Raw genomic sequence first — 20,874 nt, 5'->3', positions numbered from 1 at the left:
TTGAGCGCGCCATGACCGCGGCCGTGCCGAACGAGCCGGGCCTGGACGCCAGTCGGCCCGCTGCGCTCGACGCCAGCGACTCCCTCAATGCGCCGCTGGAGAGCGCGCGCAGCGCGCCGCGCGTCAGCATCAGCCTGTTCTGGCGCACCTTCCTGCTGGTGAGCGTGCTGCTGGCAAGCAGCACCTTCGGCTGGTATCAGCTGTTTCGCACGCTGGAGTACGAACCGCGCGTGATCGCCAACGCGCGCCAGATCGCCTCGCTGGTCAACCTCTCGCGCGCGGCGCTGATCCATTCGGACGCGATCGCCCGCGTGTCGCTGATCAAGACCATGGCCGATCAGGAAAAGGTGCGCATCCTGCCGCGCGAGCCGGGCGACAAGTTCACCGCCTTCGCGCAAAACGAGCTGGAGCGCCACATCAGCCACGAGCTCGTCGCGCGCCTGGGCGCGGGCACCGTGGTGGCCGGCAGCGTCAACGGCGAGACCGGCCTGTGGGTGGGCTTTTCGATCGAAGGCGACTCGTACTGGCTGCTGATGGACCGCTCGCGCGTGGGCGCCCTGCTGGGCGGGCCCACCTGGGTGGTGTGGCTGGCCACGCTGGGCGCGCTGTCGGTGATCGGCGCAGCGCTGCTGGCGCGCCTGATCAACCGGCCGCTCAAGCAGCTGTCGATCGCCGCTGCCCACGTGCGCGAAGGCAACTACCAACAGTCTCGGCTGGACGAAAACGCCCTGTCCACCGAAGTGCGCGAGGTCAACATCGGCTTCAACCGCATGGCCGACCAGCTCTCGCAGATCGAGCAGGACCGCGCCGAGATGCTGGCCGGCATCTCGCACGACTTGCGCACCCCGCTGGCGCGGCTGCGGCTGGAAACCGAGATGAGCGTGCCCGACGCCGAGGCACGCGAGCACATGGCCGCCGACATCACGCAGGTGGACGCCATCATCGGCAAGTTCCTGGACTACGCCCGGCCCGATCGCGCCGCGCTGGAGAAACTGCCGCTGGCCGAGCTGGTGCAGGCCTGGGTGCAGCCCTTCGCCGTGCACGAGGACATGCGCGTGGACGTCAACATCAACCCCCACTACCGCGTGATCGGCGACGAGATCGAGCTCTCGCGCGTGCTCTCCAACCTGCTGGAAAACGCCCGCCGCTACGGCCGCTCACCCGAGGACGGCATCGCACGCGTGCGCATCGCCGCCACCGCGCACGACGGCTGGGTCATGCTGCGCGTGCGCGACCAGGGCCCGGGCGTGCCGCCCGAGCAGTTGCCGCTGCTCACGCGCCCGTTTTTCCGCGGCGACACGGCGCGCACCGCGGCCACCGGCGCCGGGCTGGGCCTGTCCATCGTGGCCAAGATGATCGAGAGCATGGGCGGCAGCATGCAGTTGGCCAACAACCCCAGCGGCGGGCTGATGGTCTTGATCCACCTGCGGCGCGCCGAGGGCGGCGAGAGCACGTCGCCCGGCTCCGTTCCGTCCAGCGGCGCCTAGAAAAAAGGCATCCCTGGCTGTGTCGTGCCGAGGGATGAAATGGCCGCACAGGTCCTGCGCGCCCGTTGCGTGCGGGTTGCCAGCTATCGAATCAGAAGCATCACGGCGCGCGCCTCGATCGCCACGCCCTGCCCCACCGGCCCCAGGCGCTCGGCCGTCTTGGCCTTGACGTTGACCCGGTCCGCATCGACCTGCAACAGCGCGGCGATGCGCGCCACCATTGCCGCACGGTGCGGCCCCAGGCGCGGCGCCTGCGCCACCACGGTGGCGTCCACATTGCCCACGCGCCAGCCGCTGGCCTGCACGCGGGCAAACGCCTCGGCCAGCAGCGCGGCCGAGTCGGCGCCCCTGAACGCCGCGTCCGTATCCGGAAAATGCGTGCCGATGTCGCCCAGGCCGGCCGCGCCCAGCAGCGCGTCGGTGATGGCGTGCAGCAGCACGTCGGCGTCGGAATGGCCCAGCAGGCCGTGCGTGTGCGCAATGGTGACGCCGCCGATCACCAGCGGCCGGCCAGGCACCAGCGCGTGCACGTCCCAGCCTTCGCCGATGCGAAACGGCGGCGCGTTCGGTGCGGGAGTTGCGGGGGTTGGGCTCATGCGCCGCGGCTCCCCAAGATGGCTTCGGCCAAGGCAAAGTCCTCCGGATACGTGACCTTGAAATTCTGCGCGCTGCCGCGCACCAGCAGCGGCCGCTGGCCCGTCGCCTCGATGGCGCTGGCCTCGTCGGTGATGCCGGCAAAGCCCTGCGCGGCATGCGCCGCCAGCGCATCACGCAGCGCGCCCAGTCGGAACATCTGCGGCGTCTGCGCCAGCCACTTGTCGGCACGCGCCAGCGTCGCGTCGACGCGGCCATCGGCAGCGGCTGCCTTCAGCGTATCGGCCAGCGGCAGCGCCAGCAGGCCGCCCACCGCATCCGCCTGGCAAGCGTCGATCAGCGCCTCGATCTGCGCAGGCGTGACGAGACAGCGCGCCGCATCGTGCACCAGCACCCAGTCATGCGCTGCGGCGCCGCTGGCCCGCAGGTGCGTCAGGCCATTGAGCACGCTCTCGGCGCGCGTGGCGCCGCCGCAGGGGGCCACCTCGATCGGCGCCTCCACATCGTCCAGCCGTTCGTCGCCCGGCGCCACCACCACCAGCACGCGGGCGATGCGCGGCACCTTGGCGAAGGCCGCCAGCGTGTGGCGCACCAGCGGCTGGCCGGCCACCGGGTGGTACTGCTTGGGCTGCGCCGTGCCGGCGCGCGAGCCGCTGCCGGCGCAGGGCAGCAGGGCAAAGCAGCGGGGGGCGTCAGCGGGCATCGTGCACTATTGTATTGGTAGCTGCTTGCGCTTGATGGGCGGGCGCCCGCGGCCAATTTGGCTTGAAAACCGATCAGGCCGACTGCAGCAGCGCCCACAGCCGCGCCGGACTCAAGGGCATTTGCAGGCGGGGTGCCAGCTCGGGCCGGCCGGCACGCGCCAGCGCATCGGCCACGGCATTGACCACGCAGGGCGTGGCGCCGATGGTGCCCAGCTCGCCCACGCCCTTCACGCCCATGGCGTTGTTGGTGCAGGGCGTGGACTGGTCCATCTCGGTCTTGAAGTGCGCGGCGATGTCGTCGGCGTGCGGCGCGGCATAGTCCATCAGGCTGCCGGTGAGCAGCTGGCCGGACGACGCGTCATACACCACGCGCTCCAGCAGCGCCTGGCCAATGCCCTGCACCGCCCCGCCGTCCAGTTGCCCGCGCACGATCAGCGGGTTGACCACGCGGCCCACGTCGTTGACGCTGGCATAGGCCACCAGCTGCACCACGCCGGTCTGCGGGTCGAGCTCGACCTCGCAGATGTGCGCGCCGTTGGGCCAGGTGGGCCCCGCCACGGTGTGCGTGTGCTCAACCCAGATATGGCCCCTGGGCTGCTTGCCGGCCAGCTCGAACAGGTCGATGGCGTGATCGGTGCCGGCCACGGCAAAGCGGCCGGCGGCGTAGCGGATGTCCTCGGGCGCGGCCTCCAGCTCGCGCGCGGCGAGCTGCCGGGCCTCTTGCACCGTGCGCTCGGCGCCGCTGTGCATGGCCGATCCGCCGGTGAACAGCGAGCGCGAGCCCGCACTGCCAAAGCCGTTGCCGCGGTCGGTGTCGCCCAGCACCACGCGCACGCGCTCGATCGGCACGTCGAAGACATCGACCACCAGTTGCGCCAGCGAGGTGGCAATGCCCTGGCCCATTTGGTTGACGGCGGAATAGACTTCGATGAAGCCATCCGATTTGACGTCCACCGTGACGCGTTCCTCGAAGGCGTTGCCTCCCGTCCATTCCAGAAAGGTGGCAATGCCCAGACCGCGCCACAGCCCGCGCGCTTTCGACTGCGCCGCGCGCGCCGCAAAGCCGTCCCAGTCGGCCAGCGGCAGCGCCTGATCCAGCACGTGCTCGAAGCGCCCCACGTCATAGGTCTGGCCCATGGGGTTGGTGTAGGGCATCTGCTCGGGCCGGATGAAGTTGCGCCGGCGCAGCTGAACGCGGTCGATGCCGGTCTGGCGCGCCGCCTCGTCCATCAGGCGCTCGATGTTGAAGATGGCCTCGGGCCGGCCCGCGCCGCGATACGCCCCGGTGGGCGCCTGGTGGGTCAGCGCGGCGCGAAAGTGAAAGTCGATCACCGGCACGTGATAGACGCTGGTCTGCACCCAGGGGCCGATCAGCAGCTGAATGACCACGCCGGTGGTCAGCGCATAGGCGCCCACGTTGGCCTGTGAATGAGCCCGCAGCGCCAGGATGCGGCCGCTCGCATCCAGCGCCAGTTCAAGGTGCGCCTGCAAATCGCGCCCATGCGTGGTGCTCAAAAATTCCTCGCTGCGCTCGGCCGCCCAGCGCACCGGCCGGCCGGTGGCGCGCGCAGCCCAGGCCACGGCCACATCTTCGGGGTAGGCGCCGGTCTTCATGCCAAAGCCGCCGCCGACGTCGCCCACGCGCACGCGCACCGCCTCGGGCGCCAGGCCCAGCGTGGCCGCCACCGCCGCGCGCACGCCGGTGGGCATTTGCGAGGACAGGTGCATGTCCAGCCGGCCGCTGGCCGCATCCCACGCGGCGCGCACGCTGCGCGGCTCCAGCGTCAGCGCGGCCACGCGCTGGTGGGTCAAGTCCAGCTTGACGATGTGCGCGGCCCGCGCAAAGGCCGCCTGCGCGGCCTTTGCGTCGCCATGGCGCGCCTCACAGGCGATGTTGTCGGGAGCCAAGGGCGTGACCACCACCTCGGCACGCAGAGCCGCCGCCAGGCTGGGCACGGCCGGCGCCTCGGCGTAGTCCACCCACACCGCCTCGGCGGCGTCGCGCGCCTGCTGCAAGCTGTCGGCCACCACCAGCGCCACCGCCTCGCCGACAAAGCGCGCCGCATCGACCGCCAGTGGGTAGCGCTCGGGCCCGGCGCAGTCGCTGCCGTCGGCCCGCTTGAAGGGCGCGCCCGTGGCCATGGGCGGCACGCCGGCCGCCTGCAGATCGGCGCCGCTGAACACGCCGCGCACGCCGGGCATGGCGCGGGCGGCGTCCGCCTCCACGCCCTGGATGACCGCATGCGCGTGCGGCGAGCGCACGAACACCGCCCAACCGTCGCCGGGCTGGCCCAGGTCGTCGGTGTAGCGCCCGCGCCCCTGCAGCAGCGCATCGTCCTCCAGGCGGCGCACGGCCTGGCCGCTGCCAAAGCGCGCGGCGACGGGAGTGGATGCATCGGTCATGGTGAGCGGACAGGTGGGCCGGTGAAGCCGGGACTATAGGGCGGCCTGCTGCCGGGTGCAGCGCATGCGGCCGAAAATGCTATTTTCTTGATAGCTGCTTGCGCTTGTCCCGCAGGCGATGCAGCCCGATTTGGCTTGAAAACCCACGCGGGCCGCCGGATCACTAGAATCAGCTTTATCACCCCCGTCCCAGCCGGCCGGGGGTTTTTGTCGTTTTGCTTTTCCACTGTCGATGCAACTGCCCAAACTCATTCCCGGCAAACGCCATGCCCTGCCCCGCCCATCCGGCTCCAGCGACGCGCTGTGGCTGGCCCGGCTGGCCGAACGCGAGGCCGCGGCCGGCCAGCTCACGGCCATCGTCACCGCCGACGCGGCGGACGCGCGCCGCCTGCAGGACGAGCTGGCCTTCTTCGCGCCCCAGCTGCGCATCACCCTGTTTCCGGACTGGGAGACCCTGCCCTACGACAGCTTCTCGCCGCACCAGGACCTGATCAGCGAGCGCCTGGCCACGCTGTGGGCGATTCGCCAGCGCCAGACCGACGTGGTGCTGGTGCCGGCCACCACGGCGCTGTACCGGCTGGCGCCGCCCAGCTTTCTGGCGGCCTACACCTTCGACTTCAAGCAGGGACAGAAGCTGGACGAGGCGGCGCTCAAGAGCCAGCTCACCCTGGCGGGCTACCAGCACGTCACGCAGGTGGTCAGCCCCGGCGAATACGCGGTGCGCGGCGGGCTGATCGACCTGTTTCCCATGGGTTCGCCCCAGCCCTTTCGGGTCGATCTGTTCGACGACGAGATCGACTCGATCCGCGCGTTCGACCCCGACACCCAGCGCAGCCTGTACCCGGTGCCCGCCGTGCGCCTGCTGCCGGGGCGCGAGTTTCCGCTGGACGAGGCCGCGCAGGCGCGCTTTCGCCACCGCTGGCGCGAGCTGCTGGAGGGCGACCCGACCAAAAGCCGCATCTACAAGGACATGGGCAACGGCGTGGCCAGCGCCGGCATCGAGTACTACCTGCCGCTGTTCTTCGAGCAGACCGCCACGGTGTTTGACTACCTTGGCGAGCAGGCGACGCTGGTGCTGCACGGCGATCTGGAGCCCGCCTTTTTGCAGTTCACGCAGGACACGCGCGAGCGCTTTCGGCTGGCCCAGGGCGACCCCGAGCGGCCGGTGCTGCCGCCCGAGGCGCTGTTCCTGTCGGCCGAGGACTTCTACCTGGCCGCCAAGCCGTTGGCCCAACTGGCGCTGCGTCCGGGCGTGGAGGACGTGGGCGACAGTGCCTTTGCGCAAAAGCTGCCCGAGCTGACCGCCCAGCGCGGCGCCGACGACCCCTTGCAGCGCCTGCACGCCCACATCGGCGCCACCGCGCAGCGCGTGCTGGTGCTGGCCGAAAGCGCGGGCCGTCGCGAAAGCCTGCTCGACTTTCTGCGTGCCAGCGGGCTGAATCCGCCGGCCTTCGACTCACTGGCCGAGTTCCAGGCCAGCGACGAGAAAACCGGCATTGCCACCGCCGCCCTCGCACAAGGCTTTGCCTGGCTGGAGGGCGGCATCGACTTCGTCACCGAGACCGAGCTGTTTGCCGCGGGCACCACCACGCGCCGCCGGCGCCGGCAGGAGCAGGAAAGCGACGTCGAGGCGCTGATCAAGGACCTGTCGGAGCTGAAGGTGGGCGATCCCGTCGTCCACACGCAGCACGGCATCGGGCGCTACCGCGGCCTGGTCAACCTGGACGTGGGCACCGCCAACCCCGACGGCAGCGCCGCGCCGCAGGAGTTTTTGCACCTGGAGTACGCGGGCCACGCGGCGCTTTACGTGCCGGTGTCGCAGCTGCACCTGATCGGCCGCTACACCGGCGTGTCGGCCGACGAGGCCCCGCTGCACAAGCTGGGCAGCGGCCAGTGGGAAAAGGCCAGGCGCAAGGCCGCCGAGCAGGTGCGCGACGCCGCCGCCGAGCTGCTCAACATCTACGCCCGCCGCGCCGCGCGCGAGGGCCACGCCTTCCGCTATTCGCCGCACGACTACGAGCAGTTTGCGGCCGACTTCGGCTTTGAGGAAACGGCGGACCAGAGCGCGGCCATCCACGCCGTGATCCAGGACATGATCTCGCCCCATCCCATGGACCGCCTGGTGTGCGGCGACGTGGGCTTCGGCAAGACCGAAGTGGCCCTGCGCGCGGCCTTTGTCGCCGTGACCGGCGGCAAGCAAGTGGCCCTGCTGGCGCCCACCACGCTGCTGGCCGAGCAGCACTACCAGACGCTGCAAGACCGCTTTGCGCGCTGGCCGGTCAAGGTGGCGCAGATGAGCCGCTTCGCGTCGGGCAAGGAAACCACCGCCGCCCTGAAGGGCCTGCAGGATGGCAGCGTGGACATCGTCGTCGGCACGCACAAGCTGCTGAGCACCAAGACGCAATTCAAGAACCTGGGCCTGCTCATCATCGACGAGGAGCACCGCTTTGGCGTGCGTCACAAGGAGCAGATGAAGGCCCTGCGCGCCGAGGTGGACGTGCTGACGCTGACGGCCACTCCCATCCCGCGCACCATGGGCATGGCGCTGGAAGGACTGCGCGACCTCAGCGTGATCGCCACCGCGCCGCAGCGGCGCCTGGCCATCAAGACCTTCGTGCGCAGCGAGAGCCACGGCACCATCCGCGAGGCGGTGCTGCGCGAGCTCAAGCGCGGCGGGCAGGTGTACTTCTTGCACAACGAGGTCGAAACCATCGAGAACCGAAAGCAGGCGCTGGAAAAAATCCTGCCCGAGGCGCGCATCGCCATCGCCCACGGCCAGATGCCCGAGCGGCAGCTGGAGCACGTGATGCGCGACTTCGTGGCGCAGCGCTTCAACGTGCTGCTGTGCTCGACCATCATCGAGACCGGCATCGACGTGCCCACCGCCAACACCATCGTCATCGCGCGCGCCGACAAGTTCGGCCTGGCACAGCTGCACCAGCTGCGCGGGCGCGTGGGCCGCAGCCACCACCAAGCCTATGCCTACCTGATGGTGCCCGACGTGCAAAGCCTGACCAAGCAGGCCGGCCAGCGCCTCGAAGCCATTCAGCAAATGGAAGAGCTGGGCAGCGGCTTTTACCTGGCCATGCACGACCTGGAAATTCGCGGCGCCGGCGAGGTGCTGGGCGAAAACCAGAGCGGCAACATGATGGAGATCGGCTTTCAGCTCTACAACGAGATGCTGGCCGAGGCCGTGCGCTCGCTCAAGGCCGGCAAGGAGCCGGATTTGCTGGCCCCCATGCAGGCCGCCACCGACATCAACCTGCACGCCCCCGCCCTGCTGCCCAATGACTATTGCGGCGACGTGCACCTGCGCCTGTCGTTCTACAAAAAACTGGCCACGGCCCGCAGCAACGACCAGATCGACACCCTGGTCGAAGAAATCGTCGACCGCTTCGGCAAGCTGCCGCCGCAGGCGCAGACCCTCATCGACGTGCACCGCCTGCGCGTGGCCAGCATGCCCTACGGCGTGACCAAGGTGGACGCAGCGCCCGGCGCCATCAGCATCCACTTCAGGCCCAACCCGCCGATCGACCCCATGGCCATCATCCATCTGATCCAGAAGAACCGCGCCATCAAGCTGGCCGGCAACGACAAGCTGCGCATCGAGCGCCAACTCCCCGATCCCATGGCGCGCGCGCAACTGGTGCGCGACGTGCTGCGCAGCCTGGGGCAGCCGGTGCGCGCGGCTGAGGCGACGCCCGTCTGAATACCCCTTGAATTTGTCAGGGCTTGGGAGCACACTGCTGCGTTTGTTGTCGGCCGTTGTCCAGGGAGATTGTTGAATCCGCTTCAGGAGAACCCGCATGCCCTCGCCCGCCCCATCCCGCCACACCCCCCCGCTGGCCGCCGCGCTGGCGCTTGGCCTCGGCCTCGGTCTCGGCGTCACGGCGTCAGCGCAAACCGCCGACGCCACCACGGTGGCGCGCGGTGCCTATCTGGTGCACGGCATGGGCTGCGCCGACTGCCACACGCCGCTCAAGATGGGTGCCCAGGGGCCCGAGCCCGACCTGGCGCGCGGCCTGTCGGGTCATCCGCAGGGCATGGTGCTGCAAGCGCCCACCCTTCCCGCCGGCAGCCCCTGGATGTGGGGCGGCGCGGTCACCAACACCGCCTTTTGGGGCCCCTGGGGTGTCAGCTACGCTGCCAACCTGACGCCCGACGCCACCGGCTTGAAAGACTGGACGGCCGAGCAATTCGTGCAGGCCATGCGCACCGGCAAGCACGCCGGCAGCGGCCGCCCGCTGATGCCACCCATGCCCTGGCCGGCCTTTGGCCAGCTGAACGACGCCGACCTGCATGCCATGTTCAGCTACCTGATGGCGCAGCCTGCGGTGCCAAACCGCGTTCCGGACTACCTGCCGCCGGCGCCGGTTGCCCGCCACTGAGGGCGCCGACCTCCGGCCCCTCGCTCACTGCCAGCCCCGATCCGGCGCGGGGCGACACTGGCATTTCGCTCCAACGCACGGCCCCGCGCCACCCACCCATGTCCCCAGGTGTCCCATGACCTCTACCCGTCCCCACAAGTTCGCGCACGTCGTCTATCGCACACGCCGCTTCGAAGAAATGCTGGCCTGGTACCAGGCCGTTTTCGGCGCCCATGTGCAGCACCAGGATCCAGCGCTGGCTTTCCTGACCTATGACGACGAGCATCATCGATTCGCCTTCGTGAACCTGGGTGTTATCGACCCGCAACACACCGAGACCGACAAGCAGGGGCTCATCGGGGTGGATCACGTGGCCTACACCTATGCATCGCTCGACCAATTGCTCGATCACTACGACCAGCTCAAGGCCAAGGCCATCCATCCCTATTGGTGCGTTCACCACGGCATCACCGTGTCGATGTACTACGCCGACCCCGACGGCAATCAGATGGAGTTCCAGGTCGAGTGCTTCGACAGCAACGACAAGGCCAACGCCTTCATGGCGGGCCCCGGCTTCGCGCAAAACCCCATCGGCGTGGAGTTCAACCCCGATGCGCTGCTGGCACGCCGCCAGGCGGGCCCGCTCGACGGCTTTTTGCGGCGCGAACAACATCAGCCGGTTTCGCCGATCCGCGGCGCCGTCAGCAACGCCGCGTAGCACAATGCGGGGCATGTTCGAAGCCCCTGCCATCACCGCCGCCGACAAACCCGCGCTCTATCGCGAACTGGCCAGCCAGGTGCAGGGCCTGCTGCACGGCGAGCGCAACCTGATCGCCAACGCGGCCAACTTCAGCGCGCTGGTGTTCAACACCCTGCCCGACATCAGCTGGTGCGGCTTTTACTTTGCCGAAGGCGATGGCCTGGTGGTCGGCCCCTTCCAGGGCAAACCCGCCTGCGTGCGCATCGCCCGCGGCCGCGGCGTGTGCGGCGCGGCGGCGCTGTCGCGGCAAACGCAACTGGTGCCCGACGTCGCGGCCTTCCCCGACCACATCTACTGCGACGGCGCGGCCCAGTCCGAAATCGTGGTGCCGCTGGTGCATGCCGATGGCCGGCTGCTGGGCGTGTGGGACGTGGACAGCCACCGCCTGGCGCGCTTCGATGAAGTCGACGCGGCGGGCATGGAGACCCTGTGCGCCGAATTCATGCGCGCGCTGGCCTGATCGCGCTGGCGCTGACCTTGCCCCCGCTGGCCGCGTGGGCGCTGGACGACGCCGGCGCGCAGCGCTTTGCCGAGGACGTGGTGCGCAGCCGCGATGCCGGTGGGCGCGCCTTTGCCGTGGTCGACAAGCCCGCGGCCACCGTGTGGGTGTTCGACGCGCGCGGGCGCCTGCTGGGGCAAAGCCCGGTGCTGGTGGGCCAGGCGCCGGGCGACGTGGCACCGCCCGACATCGGCACGCGGCCGCTGTCGCACGTCAAGCCGTCCGAGAAAATCACCGCCGCCGGCCGCTACGTCACCGAAGCGGGCCGCAACGCCCAGGGCGAAGACATCGTCTGGCTGGACTACGACGCCGCGCTGTCCATGCACCGCGTGCGCAACGTGCCGGGCGAGCACCGCCCCGAGCGCCTGCGCACGCCGGGCGCGGCCGACAAGCGCATCTCGTTTGGCTGCATCAACGTGCCCGAGCGCTTTTACGACCGCACCATCGATCCCTGGTTCAGCCGCTCGGCGGGCGTGGTCTACGTGCTGCCGGAGCGCCGCGCGCTCGCCAGCGTGTTTCCGTTCGTGGCGGCGGCCGGGCGCTGAGCGCGGCCATCTGGCAGCGCCGCGTCCTGCGCGCCCGTGTCGGCGGCCTGCCGGAGCCAGCCGGTGCGCGCGTGCGGCGTGCTGACGCGCACCGGGCCGAAGCGCGTCACCCGCACCGGCTTGAAGCCGCAAAAGCGCAGGGTGCTGCGCACCAGCTGCTTGACCGTCGGATCGCCCTGCAGCCAGCGCAGGTACCAGCCGGGCGAATCCGTGGTCAGCAGCACGCGCGCCGAGCGGCCGGCCAGCAGGCCCAGCGGGTTGCCGCTGTCCAGGTAGCGAAAGGCCCAGCCGCGCTGGAGCGTGCGGTCGAAAAAGCCCTTGAGCAGCGCCGGCACCGAGCCCCACCACAGCGGCGTGACCAGGCACAGGTGCTCGCAGTCCAGGATCATCGCCTGCGCGCGCTGAAGGTCGGGCTCCAGCGGCTGATCGCCCTGATAGCCCTTGTGCAGCACCGGATCGAACCGCAGCTCGCGCAGCGTCAGCACCTGGACGTCGGCCCCCGCCTGGCGCGCGCCCTCGACGTAGCGGCGCGCCAGCGCGCTGCACAGCGAGTCGGCGTTGGGGTGGGCGTCGATGACGAGGATGGCGGCCATGGCGGTGTCTTTTCAAAAACGAGGTGGATTCGATGATCTTGACGATGTAAAGATTGGCTTGAGCGCAGTATCGAATAGAATCTTTCTCGTGTCAAGTTCAAGCGAATCAGGTCATCCCTACCACCACGGCAACCTGCGCCAGGCCCTGCTGGACGCGGCTTTCGCCCTGCTGGACACGCGCGCGGCGGCGCAGCTCAGCCTGCGCGAGGTGGCGCGCGCCGCCGGCGTGAGCCATGCCGCCCCCTACCACTACTTTGCCGACCGCCACGCCCTGCTGAAGGCCGTCGGCACCGAATGCATGCGCCGCTTTTTGCTGGCGCAGCAGGACGCGGTGGCAGGGCACCGCGCGCCGATGGAGCGCCTGCTGGCCCTGGGCCTGGCCTATGTGGGCTTCGCGCACGCGCAGCCCAACGCCTTTGCGCTGGTGTTCGACGCCCAGCTGTGTCCGCCCGGCGCGCCCAACGCCGAATCGGCCCCGCTCATCGCCGCCAACGAGGCGCTGCTGCGCGAGTGCGTGGCCGCGCTGCAACAGGCCGACGGCGTGCCCGACGTCGACGCCGACGCGCTGGGCGCCGCCCTGTGGGGCACGGTGCACGGCCTGGCGCAACTGGTGATGGCCGGCCACCTGCCGCCGCAGGCGGTGGAGCCCGCGCTGCGCGCCCTGCTCGGCTTGCGTGGATAATTCATTGTCGTTTCGTGCTCCAGCGCTTGTCTGACAAGCGCAATCAGCTATCAAATCAAAAGCAGATGAAGCCCCAGTCCCCAGCGCCCGAAGCGCGCGAAATCAGCCCCGGCCTGATGGTGCGCGGCGTGCAGCCGCCGCTTGACTTGCGCGCGTTCCGGCTGATCGCCTTCGACATGGACTCGACGCTGATCAACATCGAATGCATCGACGAGATTGCCGGCGCGGCCGGCCGCAAGGCCGAGGTGGCCGCCATCACCGAGGCGGCCATGCGCGGCGAGATCAGCGACTTCAAGGACAGCCTGCGCCGGCGCCTGGCGCTTTTGGCCGGCGTGCCCGAACAGGCACTGGAGCAGGTCTGGCGCGAGCGCCTGCGCCCGAACCCGGGCGCGGCCGAGCTGGTGCAGGCCTGCCAGCGCGCGGGCCTGAAGGTGCTGCTGGTGAGCGGCGGCTTCACGTTTTTTGCCGAGCGCGTGCGCCGGCAGCTGGGGCTGGACTTTGCGCGCAGCAACCAGCTCGAGATCCAGCACGGCCAGCTGACGGGCCGCGTGGTGCCGCAAAGCTGGGGCGACATCGTCGACGGCGCCATGAAGCGCCAGACCGTGCTGGACACGTGCAGCCTGATCGGCTGCGAGCCCGCCCAGGCCATTGCCGTGGGCGACGGCGCCAACGACCTGACCATGATGGACGCGGTGGGCCTGTCGGTGGCCTACCACGCCAAGCCCGCCGTGCGCGCGCAGGCCATGGTTTCGATCGAGTCGGGCGGGCTGGATCGCTTGCTGGACGTGTTGCGCTGAAAAGCCGCCTGCCGCGGCGCCACGCTCAAGGTACCCAGGCGGCGTGAAAGCCGAACGGGATCACCTGCGGCGCATGCAGCAGCGCCAGGCACTGCATGCTGGCGGCATCGACCACGCCGATGCGCGTGCCCTCATCGCCGTCGGCCAGTGTGGGCACCAGCAGCACGCCGTCGTCCTCGGCCTGCGCGCCGGGGCGGGGCACAAAGAGCGGCTCGAGCTGGGTCGCGCGCTCGCGCTGCCAGCAGCGTGTTTCGCCGGTTTGCAAGTCCAGCCGCAGCGTGCGGTCGAAAAAGCGGCTGTCCGCGCCCGCATCCAGCCCGGCCCCCCAGGCGATGCCGGCGCGCGCATGGCCCCAGCGCGCGGGGTGCACCTGCGGCAGCTCGAAGGCCGCGCCAAAGGGCTCGACCCGCGCCTGGCTGCGGCCGGGTTCCAGCCGGTAGCGCGTCAGTTGCGGCACGGCACGCAGCGGCCGGCCCTGGCGCAGCGGCGCCAGGCGCAGCTCGTCAAACACGCGGGCGTCGTCATAGGTGGCCAGCTCGGCCACCAGGGCCTCGCCGTCCTCCCAGGCCTGCACGGCGTGAAAGCACATCATCGGCGGCGCGTCCCAGCTGCGCACCGCGCCATCGGCCAGCGCGATGGCGTGCAGGCGCGAACCCGAGGCCGGCTCCCAGCGAAAGTTGCGGATATAGGCCTTGGCACTGAAGCGAAACGACAGCGGCTGCGCGCGCATCGCCGTCTCCCAGACGATGGCGTGGCGCGCCGTCATGGCAAACGCGTGGGTGTAGCCAGCCTTGGGCATGCGCAGGCGGGCCAGCACCTCGCGCCGGTTTGAGGCGGGTCGCAGCCGGAACAGCTTGACCTCGCACGTGGGCCCGAGCTTCGTGCCCACGTTCCAGTAGTTGCCCGCGTCGTCGGTAAAGCCGTGCGCGGCCATCAGGTGGATGTGCGCGTCGTCCGACAGCGGCAGCGGCCCGGTGGTGGCCAGCGTGCCGGGATCAAAGCCCATGAGCGTCGGCGCCTCGGTGACGGCGATCCACTGCGCGCCCACGCGCGACATCACCACCGCCGGGTTGTCGGTCACCGGCGCGCCGGCGAGGCGTGTCCACAGCGAGGCCGGGCTGGGCGTGTCGAATTCGGCCGTGGCGGGGGCGCCGCGGGCCATGGCCTGAAGGTAGGATTGGCTGCGCACGAAGCGGCTGCGGTACTGCACGCCGCCCGGCCCGATCTGCAGGCGGTGCAGCATGGCCAGGCCGTCGAACCAGTGCTCGAACTGGCCGTGAGGCAGCTCCCACAGCGCCGGGCCGTTGAGCAGCAGGCGCCCGTGCAGCCAGTCGGGCAAGCGGCCTTCAACGACCACCGGAGCGGCGTCAATCTCGCGCGCGCCGGAGTAAAAGCCGCGGCGGCGCCCCGCGTCGGTGTAGCCCGCAATCGCTGAAGCCGGCGCGTCGGGGGTAGCGGACATGGCATCAAGCTCCTGGGGGTGCGTGCGGACACTCAGGCGTCCTCGGGCGCCAGTTGCTCGGCCCATTCGTACAGGGCCTCGAGCACGCCCTGGCCACGTTCATCCTCGGTGGTTTCGGCCAGGGCGTCAATGCGATCGAACAGCGCGGCAAGGGTCAGCGCGCCGCCCTCGCCTGCCAGCAGGCGCGCGCTGCGGTGCGCCTGCCACTGCGCCTGCTCGGAGTCGCTCAGCGTCTGCGGGAAGTTGCGCGCCCGGTAGCGCAGCAGCAGCTCGGCCAGGCGCTCGTCGTCAAAGCCGGTGCGCGCCAGCGCCAGCTCCTGCGCGCCCAGGCCGCGCAACTGGTTCAGCCGCCGGCGATCGGCGTCCCCCAGAAAGCCGCCATACAAATCCTCGTCCACGTCCACCGCGGCCGCGCCTTCGCGGCGCGCGTAGACCCGGGCCCACAGCGCGCTCAGATCGGGCAGCGCGCGCAGCCGCTCCAGATGGGTCTGCGCCAGGCCCCAATCGATGCCCCAGCGCTCGGCCAGATCGGGGCGGCGGGTTCGAAGCGTGTCCACGTTGCCGATGACGATGGGCGACTTGTTCAGGTGCACGCCCTTGATCGCCAGGCGCGCCACGCCTTCGGGCAGGTCGGCCGTGGCGCTGAACAGGCGCGCGCGCACGGCGTCGGGCTTCAGATCGGCCAGCTCGGTCGGATCTTCGCTCAGGTCCCAGGCCAGCAGCTCGTTCTTGTTGGTGGGGTGCATGGCCAGCGGCGCCATCACGGCAATGCAGCCGCGCGCCGCGCCGAAGCGCCCGCTGACGTGCAAAAACGGCCGCGCCTCGCGCAGCGTGGTGGGCAGGCCCAGCTCCTGCGCCACGCGGTCCTTCTTGCGCAGGGCCAGGCAAAAATCAAACAGCTTGGGGTTGGTCTGGCGAATCAAGCGCGCCAGCGCGATGGTGGCGCGCACGTCCGACAGCGCGTCATGCGCCGCCGCGTGCGCGAGGCCGTTGGCCGCCGTCAAACGCTCGAGCTTGAACGTGGTGCTCCCGTCGTCCGCGGTCGGCCACTGAATGCCCTCGGGTCGCAGCGCGTGAGCGCAGCGCACCACATCCAGCAGGTCCCAGCGGGCGCAGCCATCGCGCCACTCGCGCGCATAGGGGTCGATCAGGTTGCGCCACAGCAAAAAGCGCGTCACCTCGTCGTCGAAGCGGATCGAGTTGTAGCCCACGCCGATGGTGCCCGGCTGCCCCAGCGCGGCGTTGATGCGGTCGGCAAACTGGTGCTCCGGCAAACCCTTGGCCGCGCACTCCTGCGGCGTGATGCCGGTGATCAGGCAGGCCTCGGGCTCGGGCACGCGATCCGTCGGCGGCTGGCAGTACAGCATCAGCGGCTCGCCGATTTCGTTCAGCTCGGCATCGGTGCGCACGGCGGCAAACTGCGCCGGCCAGTCGCGCCGCGGGTTGACGCCGAAGGTCTCGTAGTCGTGCCAGAGAAAGGTCGGATGGCTCATCGTGGCGCCAGCATAACCGGCTGCGCCCGTGCAGCGAAACGGGCTGTGGGCGATCCGCCCGTTGCTATCTATTCAATAGCTGTCTGCGCTTTTCTGGCGTGCGCCGCGGGCCCGTTTGCCCATCAAGCCTTGGCTGGGCGATGCAGGCCGCAGATCTTGTTGCCGTCCGGGTCGCGGACGTAGCACAGGTACATGCCACCGGGGCCGCCACGCCAGCCGGGCGGGTCTTCGATGGCGACGCCACCGTTGGCGATGGCGGCGGCATGAAACTGGTCGGCCTGCTCGGGGCTGGCCATGGCAAAGCCGATGGTCGAACCATTGCCACGCGTTGCCGGCTGGCCGTCGATCGGTTGGCTGACGCTGAACGTGCCGCCGTTGGCCCGCCAGAACACGCGATGGCGATCCACCAGGCCGGGCTTGGCGCCGATGACGGCGAGCACGGCGTCGTAGAACCGCTTGGATTTTTCGAGATCGTTGGTGCCGATCATGACGTGGCTGAACATGGGTTTCCTCGTGCGTGAACGTTGAAGTGCGCGGTCATGCTAGCAGCAAGCGACCTGCACGGCGCGGCGGGCGGGGGCCCCCGCGTCGTGCATGCGACTCGTGGCCGTCCGCCGTGCATCATCGCCCGCCCGGGCAACGTCAGGCACCCGAAGCGACCCGATGGACAAAAAAAGGGCCGGTTGCCTGAGCAACCAGCCAATTTTCTTGACGCGCCGGGCGCTCAGTCCGCGGCCACTTCCTCTTCCGGCTCGGCCGGCTCGGCCCTGGCGCGGTCCTTCTTGGGCGTCGGAGTGATGTCGAGCAGCACCTCGTCCTTGTCGTCCAGGTCCACCGTCAGGCGTCCGCCCTCGGTCAGGCGACCGAACAGCAGTTCGTCGGCCAGCGCCTTGCGGATGGTGTCCTGAATCAGGCGCTGCATCGGGCGTGCGCCCATCAGCGGATCGAAGCCCTTCTTGGCCAGGAACTTGCGCAGCGTGTCGGTGAAGGTGACCTCGACCTTCTTCTCGGCCAGTTGCTGCTCGAGTTGCAGCAGGAACTTGTCGACCACGCGCAGGATGATCTGCTCATCCAGCGCCTTGAAGCTGACAATGGCGTCCAGCCGGTTGCGGAACTCGGGCGTGAACAGGCGCTTGATGTCGGCCATCTCGTCGCCCTGCTGGCGCGCGTTGGTGAAGCCGATGGTGGCCTTGTTCATGGTCTCGGCGCCCGCATTGGTCGTCATGATGATGATGACGTTGCGAAAGTCCGCCTTGCGCCCGTTGTTGTCGGTCAGCGTGCCGTGGTCCATCACCTGCAAGAGCACGTTGAAGATGTCGGGGTGCGCCTTCTCGATCTCGTCGAGCAGCAGCACGCAGTGCGGCTTCTTGCTGATCGCCTCGGTGAGCAGGCCGCCCTGGTCGAAGCCGACGTAGCCCGGAGGCGCGCCGATCAGGCGGCTGACGGCATGACGCTCCATGTACTCGGACATGTCGAAGCGGATCAGCTCCACGCCCATGATGTAGGCCAGCTGCTTGGCCGCCTCGGTCTTGCCCACGCCGGTGGGGCCGCTGAACAGGAAGCTGCCGATCGGCTTGTCGCCCTTGCCCAGGCCCGAGCGCGCCATCTTGACGGCGGCAGCCAGCACCTGCAGGGCCTGGTCCTGGCCGAACACCACGCTTTTGAGGTCGCGCTCCAGCGTTTGCAGCTTGCCGCGGTCGTCGTTGCTGACGGAGGCCGGCGGGATGCGCGCGATCTTGGCGACGATCTCCTCGATCTCGTGCTTGCCGATGGTCTTCTTGCGCTTGCTGGCAAGGGCGATGCGCTGGGCCGCGCCGGCCTCGTCGATCACGTCGATGGCCTTGTCGGGCAGGTGGCGGTCAGTGATGTACTTGGCCGACAGCTCGGCCGCGGCCTGCAGCGCCGCCGTGGCGTACTTGACGGCGTGGTGCTCCTCGAAGCGGCTCTTCAGGCCCTTCAGGATCTCGATCGTCTCGGGCACCGTCGGCTCGACCACGTCCACCTTCTGGAAGCGCCGCGACAGGGCAGCGTCCTTCTCGAAGATGCCGCGGTATTCGGTATAGGTGGTCGCGCCGATGCACTTGAGCTGGCCCGACGACAGCGCGGGCTTGAGCAGGTTGGACGCATCCAGCGTGCCGCCCGAGGCCGCGCCGGCGCCGATCAGCGTGTGGATCTCGTCGATGAACAGGATGGCGTGCGGCTTGTCCTTGAGGCTTTTGAGCACGCCCTTCAGGCGCTGCTCGAAGTCGCCGCGGTATTTGGTGCCGGCCAGCAGCGCGCCCATGTCGAGCGCGTAGACCGTGGCCTCGGTCAGGATCTCGGGCACGGTGCCTTCGGTGATGCGCCAGGCCAGGCCTTCGGCAATCGCCGTCTTGCCTACGCCCGCCTCGCCCACCAGCAGCGGGTTGTTCTTGCGCCGGCGGCACAAAATTTGAATGGTGCGCTCGACCTCGTAGTCGCGGCCGATCAGCGGGTCGATCTTGCCGTCCTTGGCCAGCTGGTTGAGGTTTTGCGTGAACTGCTCCAGCGGCGAGGCCTTTTCGCTCTTCTCGCTGGCCGCCTCTTCCGCCTCGCCCGCGCCGGGCTGGCCTTCGGCCGGCTTGCCGGCCTCGGGCGGGTCGCTCTTGCGGATGCCGTGCGCGATGAAATTGACCACGTCCAGGCGCGTCACGCCCTGCTGGTGCAGGTAGTACACGGCGTGCGAATCCTTCTCGCCGAAGATGGCCACCAGCACGTTGGCACCGGTGACTTCCTTCTTGCCATTGCCGGTGGACTGCACGTGCATGATGGCGCGCTGGATGACGCGCTGGAAACCCAGCGTGGGCTGGGTGTCCACGTCATCGGTGCCGGCCACCTGCGGCGTGTTGTCCTTGATGAAGCCGGCCAGCGACTTGCGCAGGTCATCGACGTTGGCCGAGCAGGCGCGCAGCACCTCGGCGGCGCTGGGGTTGTCCAGCAAGGCGAGCAGCAGGTGCTCGACGGTGATGAACTCGTGGCGCTGCTGGCGCGCCTCGACAAAGGCCATGTGGAGGCTGACTTCCAGTTCCTGGGCAATCATGATGTGCTTTCCTTTAACGCCTCAAGCTTACGACGATCTCGGGGCTTTGACTGGCAAAGGTGGGGGAGGTTTACCCATATTCAATGCCGGCGCTAGTCGAGCGGTTCGCTCACGCACTGCAAGGGGTGCCCGGCCTGCTGCGCCGCGGCCATCACCTGATCGACCTTGGTGGCGGCCACGTCGTGCGTGTACACGCCGCACACGCCTTTGCCCTCCAGGTGAATCTTGAGCATGATCTGCGTGGCCGTCTCGCGGTCCTTGCTGAAAAACTCCTGGATCACCACCACCACGAACTCCATCGGCGTGTAGTCGTCATTGAGCAGCACCACCTGGTGCATTTGCGGCGGCTTGACCTTTTGCGGCACGCGCTCGAGCACGACGGCCGCGTCGTCGCCGGCCGGCGTGCCAGGGGGTGAAATCGGTTGCGTGATCGCCATGCAATCCATTTTATCGACGTGCCTTGAACTTGGCGGGCGCGCGCCGGGCGCATCCGCTCTCACGCCCCCGTAGATCGGTCCGACGCGCGCCTTTGCAAGAGCGGGCCGATGCCGCCCGCCGGCCCCACCCCCGGAATGACCATGATTGACAAGCGTCGCGCGCCTGCTACACACTGCTTGGCGCAACAAATACCAGCAATCGAGGAGAACAGAGCATGCCCAGCGGACGCGTCAAGTGGTTCAATGACCTGAAGGGCTTCGGTTTCATCGAGCCCGACGGCGGCGGGCCCGACATCTTTGCCCATTTTTCGGCCATCGCCATGGAGGGCTTCAAGACGCTCAAGGAGGGCGCGCGGGTCAGCTATGACGTGAACGAAGGCCCCAAGGGCCTGCTGGCCGCCAACATCCGCGCGGCCGAGGGCGGCGGCGAGGCGCCGTCCAGCCCCTGAGCGAGCCGCGCGCCAAACAAGCAAACGGGCCCGAGGGCCCGTTTTTCTTGGCAGCGCCGGCGATGCAAACTGGAAGCAATCAAACGCTCCGTTGCTCGGCCATGGCATCAATGAGCGCATCCATCTCGGCCATCACCTCGTCGTGAGGAATGGCCGGCCGAGGATCAGCCAAGCTGGCAGCGACCTTGGCTTTCAACCAAGCCGTGTAGCTGGCTTCCTGCTCAGCGGTCTCGAACTCGGAGACCAAGGGAGAAAAAACGGCATTCATGTGCACAGTTTAGTCCAGCACCACAAAATTTCCAGCACCACCCACCCAAGCGCGCCCGAGGCACCTTGGCAATCCCAAGCCCGGGGCCATGCGCAAAGTGGGCACGATGGTGGGCCAAAAACAAAAAGCGCCCCGAAAGGCGCTTGTTTGCTGGGCTGCTGGCGGAGACGGAGGGATTCGAACCCTCGATGAGGCTCTACACCCCATACTCCCTTAGCAGGGGAGCACCTTCGGCCACTCGGTCACGTCTCCAGCGCCGCCAAAGCGAAGCTCGCA

Annotated in this window: 19 protein-coding genes and 1 tRNA gene; 9 read left to right on the top strand and 11 right to left on the bottom strand. The window is 69.1% G+C overall.

Features of this window, described 5'->3' with window-relative positions:
* Positions 1–11 precede the first annotated feature (11 nt).
* Positions 12–1,487 carry an ATP-binding protein gene (locus U1F38_RS03675; RefSeq protein ID WP_409985684.1) on the top strand — a complete coding sequence of 492 codons (1,476 nt, stop codon included), beginning with the start codon at positions 12–14 and terminating at the stop codon, positions 1,485–1,487.
* Between the two features lie 83 nt (positions 1,488–1,570).
* Here the strand turns inward: U1F38_RS03675 and ispF are convergent, their stop codons facing one another.
* The 3 genes from ispF to U1F38_RS03660 all read right to left on the bottom strand — a co-directional run bounded on the left by ispF (position 1,571) and on the right by U1F38_RS03660 (position 5,188).
* A complete protein-coding gene (gene ispF / locus U1F38_RS03670) occupies positions 1,571–2,083 on the bottom strand; it encodes a 2-C-methyl-D-erythritol 2,4-cyclodiphosphate synthase (RefSeq protein ID WP_409985683.1) in 513 nt (170 codons plus the stop codon).
* The gene (gene ispD, locus U1F38_RS03665; RefSeq protein WP_409985682.1) at positions 2,080–2,784 is read right to left on the bottom strand and encodes a 2-C-methyl-D-erythritol 4-phosphate cytidylyltransferase; all 705 of its coding nucleotides are present in this window, start codon (positions 2,782–2,784) and stop codon (positions 2,080–2,082) included. The genes ispF and ispD overlap by 4 nt, the downstream gene beginning before the upstream one ends.
* 73 nt (positions 2,785–2,857) lie before the next feature.
* Positions 2,858–5,188, bottom strand: coding sequence for a xanthine dehydrogenase family protein molybdopterin-binding subunit (locus tag U1F38_RS03660; RefSeq protein WP_409985681.1), 2,331 nt, complete (start codon positions 5,186–5,188; stop codon positions 2,858–2,860).
* Positions 5,189–5,420: 232 nt separating this feature from the next.
* Between U1F38_RS03660 and mfd the strand changes: the two genes are divergently transcribed.
* From mfd to U1F38_RS03635, 5 genes are all read left to right on the top strand, one after another.
* Positions 5,421–8,897, top strand: coding sequence for a transcription-repair coupling factor (gene mfd, locus U1F38_RS03655; protein WP_409985680.1), 3,477 nt, complete (start codon positions 5,421–5,423; stop codon positions 8,895–8,897).
* A gap of 97 nt (positions 8,898–8,994) precedes the next feature.
* A complete protein-coding gene (locus U1F38_RS03650) occupies positions 8,995–9,576 on the top strand; it encodes a c-type cytochrome (protein WP_409985679.1) in 582 nt (193 codons plus the stop codon).
* Positions 9,577–9,691: 115 nt separating this feature from the next.
* A complete protein-coding gene (locus tag U1F38_RS03645) occupies positions 9,692–10,273 on the top strand; it encodes a VOC family protein (RefSeq protein WP_409985678.1) in 582 nt (193 codons plus the stop codon).
* A 13-nt stretch (positions 10,274–10,286) separates the two neighbouring features.
* Positions 10,287–10,775 carry a GAF domain-containing protein gene (locus U1F38_RS03640; RefSeq protein ID WP_409985677.1) on the top strand — a complete coding sequence of 163 codons (489 nt, stop codon included), beginning with the start codon at positions 10,287–10,289 and terminating at the stop codon, positions 10,773–10,775.
* On the top strand, positions 10,745–11,359 hold the full coding sequence (locus U1F38_RS03635) for a hypothetical protein (RefSeq protein WP_409985676.1): 615 nt from the start codon (positions 10,745–10,747) through the stop codon (positions 11,357–11,359). Before U1F38_RS03640 ends, U1F38_RS03635 begins: the two co-directional genes overlap by 31 nt.
* Here U1F38_RS03635 and U1F38_RS03630 read toward each other — a convergent pair.
* The gene (locus U1F38_RS03630) at positions 11,293–11,952 is read right to left on the bottom strand and encodes an NAD(P)H-dependent oxidoreductase (RefSeq protein ID WP_409985675.1); all 660 of its coding nucleotides are present in this window, start codon (positions 11,950–11,952) and stop codon (positions 11,293–11,295) included. The two genes, U1F38_RS03635 and U1F38_RS03630, sit on opposite strands and share 67 nt — an antisense overlap.
* Before the next feature lie 88 nt (positions 11,953–12,040).
* Here U1F38_RS03630 and U1F38_RS03625 point away from each other — a divergent pair, with 88 nt between their 5' ends.
* Both U1F38_RS03625 and serB read left to right on the top strand, forming a co-directional pair.
* Complete coding sequence (locus U1F38_RS03625) at positions 12,041–12,634, top strand: TetR/AcrR family transcriptional regulator (protein ID WP_409985674.1); 594 nt, start codon at positions 12,041–12,043, stop codon at positions 12,632–12,634.
* A gap of 65 nt (positions 12,635–12,699) precedes the next feature.
* On the top strand, positions 12,700–13,431 hold the full coding sequence (gene serB / locus U1F38_RS03620; protein ID WP_409985673.1) for a phosphoserine phosphatase SerB: 732 nt from the start codon (positions 12,700–12,702) through the stop codon (positions 13,429–13,431).
* A gap of 25 nt (positions 13,432–13,456) precedes the next feature.
* On the opposite strand, the gene U1F38_RS03615 is transcribed toward serB, so the two are convergent.
* The 5 genes from U1F38_RS03615 to clpS form a co-directional block, all read right to left on the bottom strand.
* The gene (locus U1F38_RS03615; RefSeq protein ID WP_409985672.1) at positions 13,457–14,893 is read right to left on the bottom strand and encodes a carotenoid oxygenase family protein; all 1,437 of its coding nucleotides are present in this window, start codon (positions 14,891–14,893) and stop codon (positions 13,457–13,459) included.
* 32 nt (positions 14,894–14,925) lie between these two features.
* Positions 14,926–16,386 (bottom strand): exodeoxyribonuclease I, encoded by a 1,461-nt coding sequence (gene sbcB / locus U1F38_RS03610; RefSeq protein ID WP_409985671.1) that lies wholly within the window; start codon positions 16,384–16,386, stop codon positions 14,926–14,928.
* Between the two features lie 122 nt (positions 16,387–16,508).
* Positions 16,509–16,889: a VOC family protein gene (locus U1F38_RS03605; RefSeq protein ID WP_409985670.1), complete on the bottom strand. Its 381-nt coding sequence runs from the start codon at positions 16,887–16,889 to the stop codon at positions 16,509–16,511.
* Between the two features lie 221 nt (positions 16,890–17,110).
* Positions 17,111–19,444, bottom strand: a complete 2,334-nt coding sequence (gene clpA, locus U1F38_RS03600) for an ATP-dependent Clp protease ATP-binding subunit ClpA (protein WP_409985669.1) — start codon at positions 19,442–19,444, stop codon at positions 17,111–17,113.
* Positions 19,445–19,536: 92 nt separating this feature from the next.
* Complete coding sequence (gene clpS / locus U1F38_RS03595) at positions 19,537–19,881, bottom strand: ATP-dependent Clp protease adapter ClpS (protein WP_409985668.1); 345 nt, start codon at positions 19,879–19,881, stop codon at positions 19,537–19,539.
* Between the two features lie 215 nt (positions 19,882–20,096).
* Here clpS and U1F38_RS03590 point away from each other — a divergent pair, with 215 nt between their 5' ends.
* Positions 20,097–20,330, top strand: a complete 234-nt coding sequence (locus tag U1F38_RS03590) for a cold-shock protein (RefSeq protein WP_409985667.1) — start codon at positions 20,097–20,099, stop codon at positions 20,328–20,330.
* A gap of 79 nt (positions 20,331–20,409) precedes the next feature.
* Here U1F38_RS03590 and U1F38_RS03585 read toward each other — a convergent pair whose 3' ends face one another.
* Positions 20,410–20,598 (bottom strand): stability determinant, encoded by a 189-nt coding sequence (locus U1F38_RS03585; protein ID WP_409985666.1) that lies wholly within the window; start codon positions 20,596–20,598, stop codon positions 20,410–20,412.
* A 159-nt stretch (positions 20,599–20,757) separates the two neighbouring features.
* Positions 20,758–20,850, bottom strand: a tRNA-Ser gene (locus tag U1F38_RS03580).
* Positions 20,851–20,874: the final 24 nt, after the last annotated feature.

Source organism: Ottowia sp. (assembly GCF_046348305.1).
Classification (GTDB): Bacteria; Pseudomonadota; Gammaproteobacteria; order Burkholderiales; family Burkholderiaceae_C; genus Ottowia.
This window is presented reverse-complemented; position numbering and strand designations above follow the sequence as displayed.

Bases quoted from the DNA above. Each gene is read 5' to 3' on its own strand.
- U1F38_RS03675 (WP_409985684.1), top strand. From the start codon at position 12: ATGACCGCGGCCGTGCCGAACGAGCCGGGCCTGGACGCCAGTCGGCCC.
- ispD (WP_409985682.1), bottom strand. From the start codon at position 2,784: ATGCCCGCTGACGCCCCCCGCTGCTTTGCCCTGCTGCCCTGCGCCGGC.
- mfd (WP_409985680.1), top strand. From the start codon at position 5,421: ATGCAACTGCCCAAACTCATTCCCGGCAAACGCCATGCCCTGCCCCGC.
- U1F38_RS03605 (WP_409985670.1), bottom strand. From the start codon at position 16,889: ATGTTCAGCCACGTCATGATCGGCACCAACGATCTCGAAAAATCCAAG.
- clpA (WP_409985669.1), bottom strand. From the start codon at position 19,444: ATGATTGCCCAGGAACTGGAAGTCAGCCTCCACATGGCCTTTGTCGAG.
- U1F38_RS03615 (WP_409985672.1), bottom strand. From the start codon at position 14,893: ATGTCCGCTACCCCCGACGCGCCGGCTTCAGCGATTGCGGGCTACACC.
- U1F38_RS03590 (WP_409985667.1), top strand. From the start codon at position 20,097: ATGCCCAGCGGACGCGTCAAGTGGTTCAATGACCTGAAGGGCTTCGGT.
- U1F38_RS03645 (WP_409985678.1), top strand. From the start codon at position 9,692: ATGACCTCTACCCGTCCCCACAAGTTCGCGCACGTCGTCTATCGCACA.
- U1F38_RS03640 (WP_409985677.1), top strand. From the start codon at position 10,287: ATGTTCGAAGCCCCTGCCATCACCGCCGCCGACAAACCCGCGCTCTAT.
- U1F38_RS03585 (WP_409985666.1), bottom strand. From the start codon at position 20,598: ATGAATGCCGTTTTTTCTCCCTTGGTCTCCGAGTTCGAGACCGCTGAG.
- U1F38_RS03650 (WP_409985679.1), top strand. From the start codon at position 8,995: ATGCCCTCGCCCGCCCCATCCCGCCACACCCCCCCGCTGGCCGCCGCG.
- clpS (WP_409985668.1), bottom strand. From the start codon at position 19,881: ATGGCGATCACGCAACCGATTTCACCCCCTGGCACGCCGGCCGGCGAC.
- ispF (WP_409985683.1), bottom strand. From the start codon at position 2,083: ATGAGCCCAACCCCCGCAACTCCCGCACCGAACGCGCCGCCGTTTCGC.
- U1F38_RS03660 (WP_409985681.1), bottom strand. From the start codon at position 5,188: ATGACCGATGCATCCACTCCCGTCGCCGCGCGCTTTGGCAGCGGCCAG.
- sbcB (WP_409985671.1), bottom strand. From the start codon at position 16,386: ATGAGCCATCCGACCTTTCTCTGGCACGACTACGAGACCTTCGGCGTC.
- U1F38_RS03630 (WP_409985675.1), bottom strand. From the start codon at position 11,952: ATGGCCGCCATCCTCGTCATCGACGCCCACCCCAACGCCGACTCGCTG.
- serB (WP_409985673.1), top strand. From the start codon at position 12,700: ATGAAGCCCCAGTCCCCAGCGCCCGAAGCGCGCGAAATCAGCCCCGGC.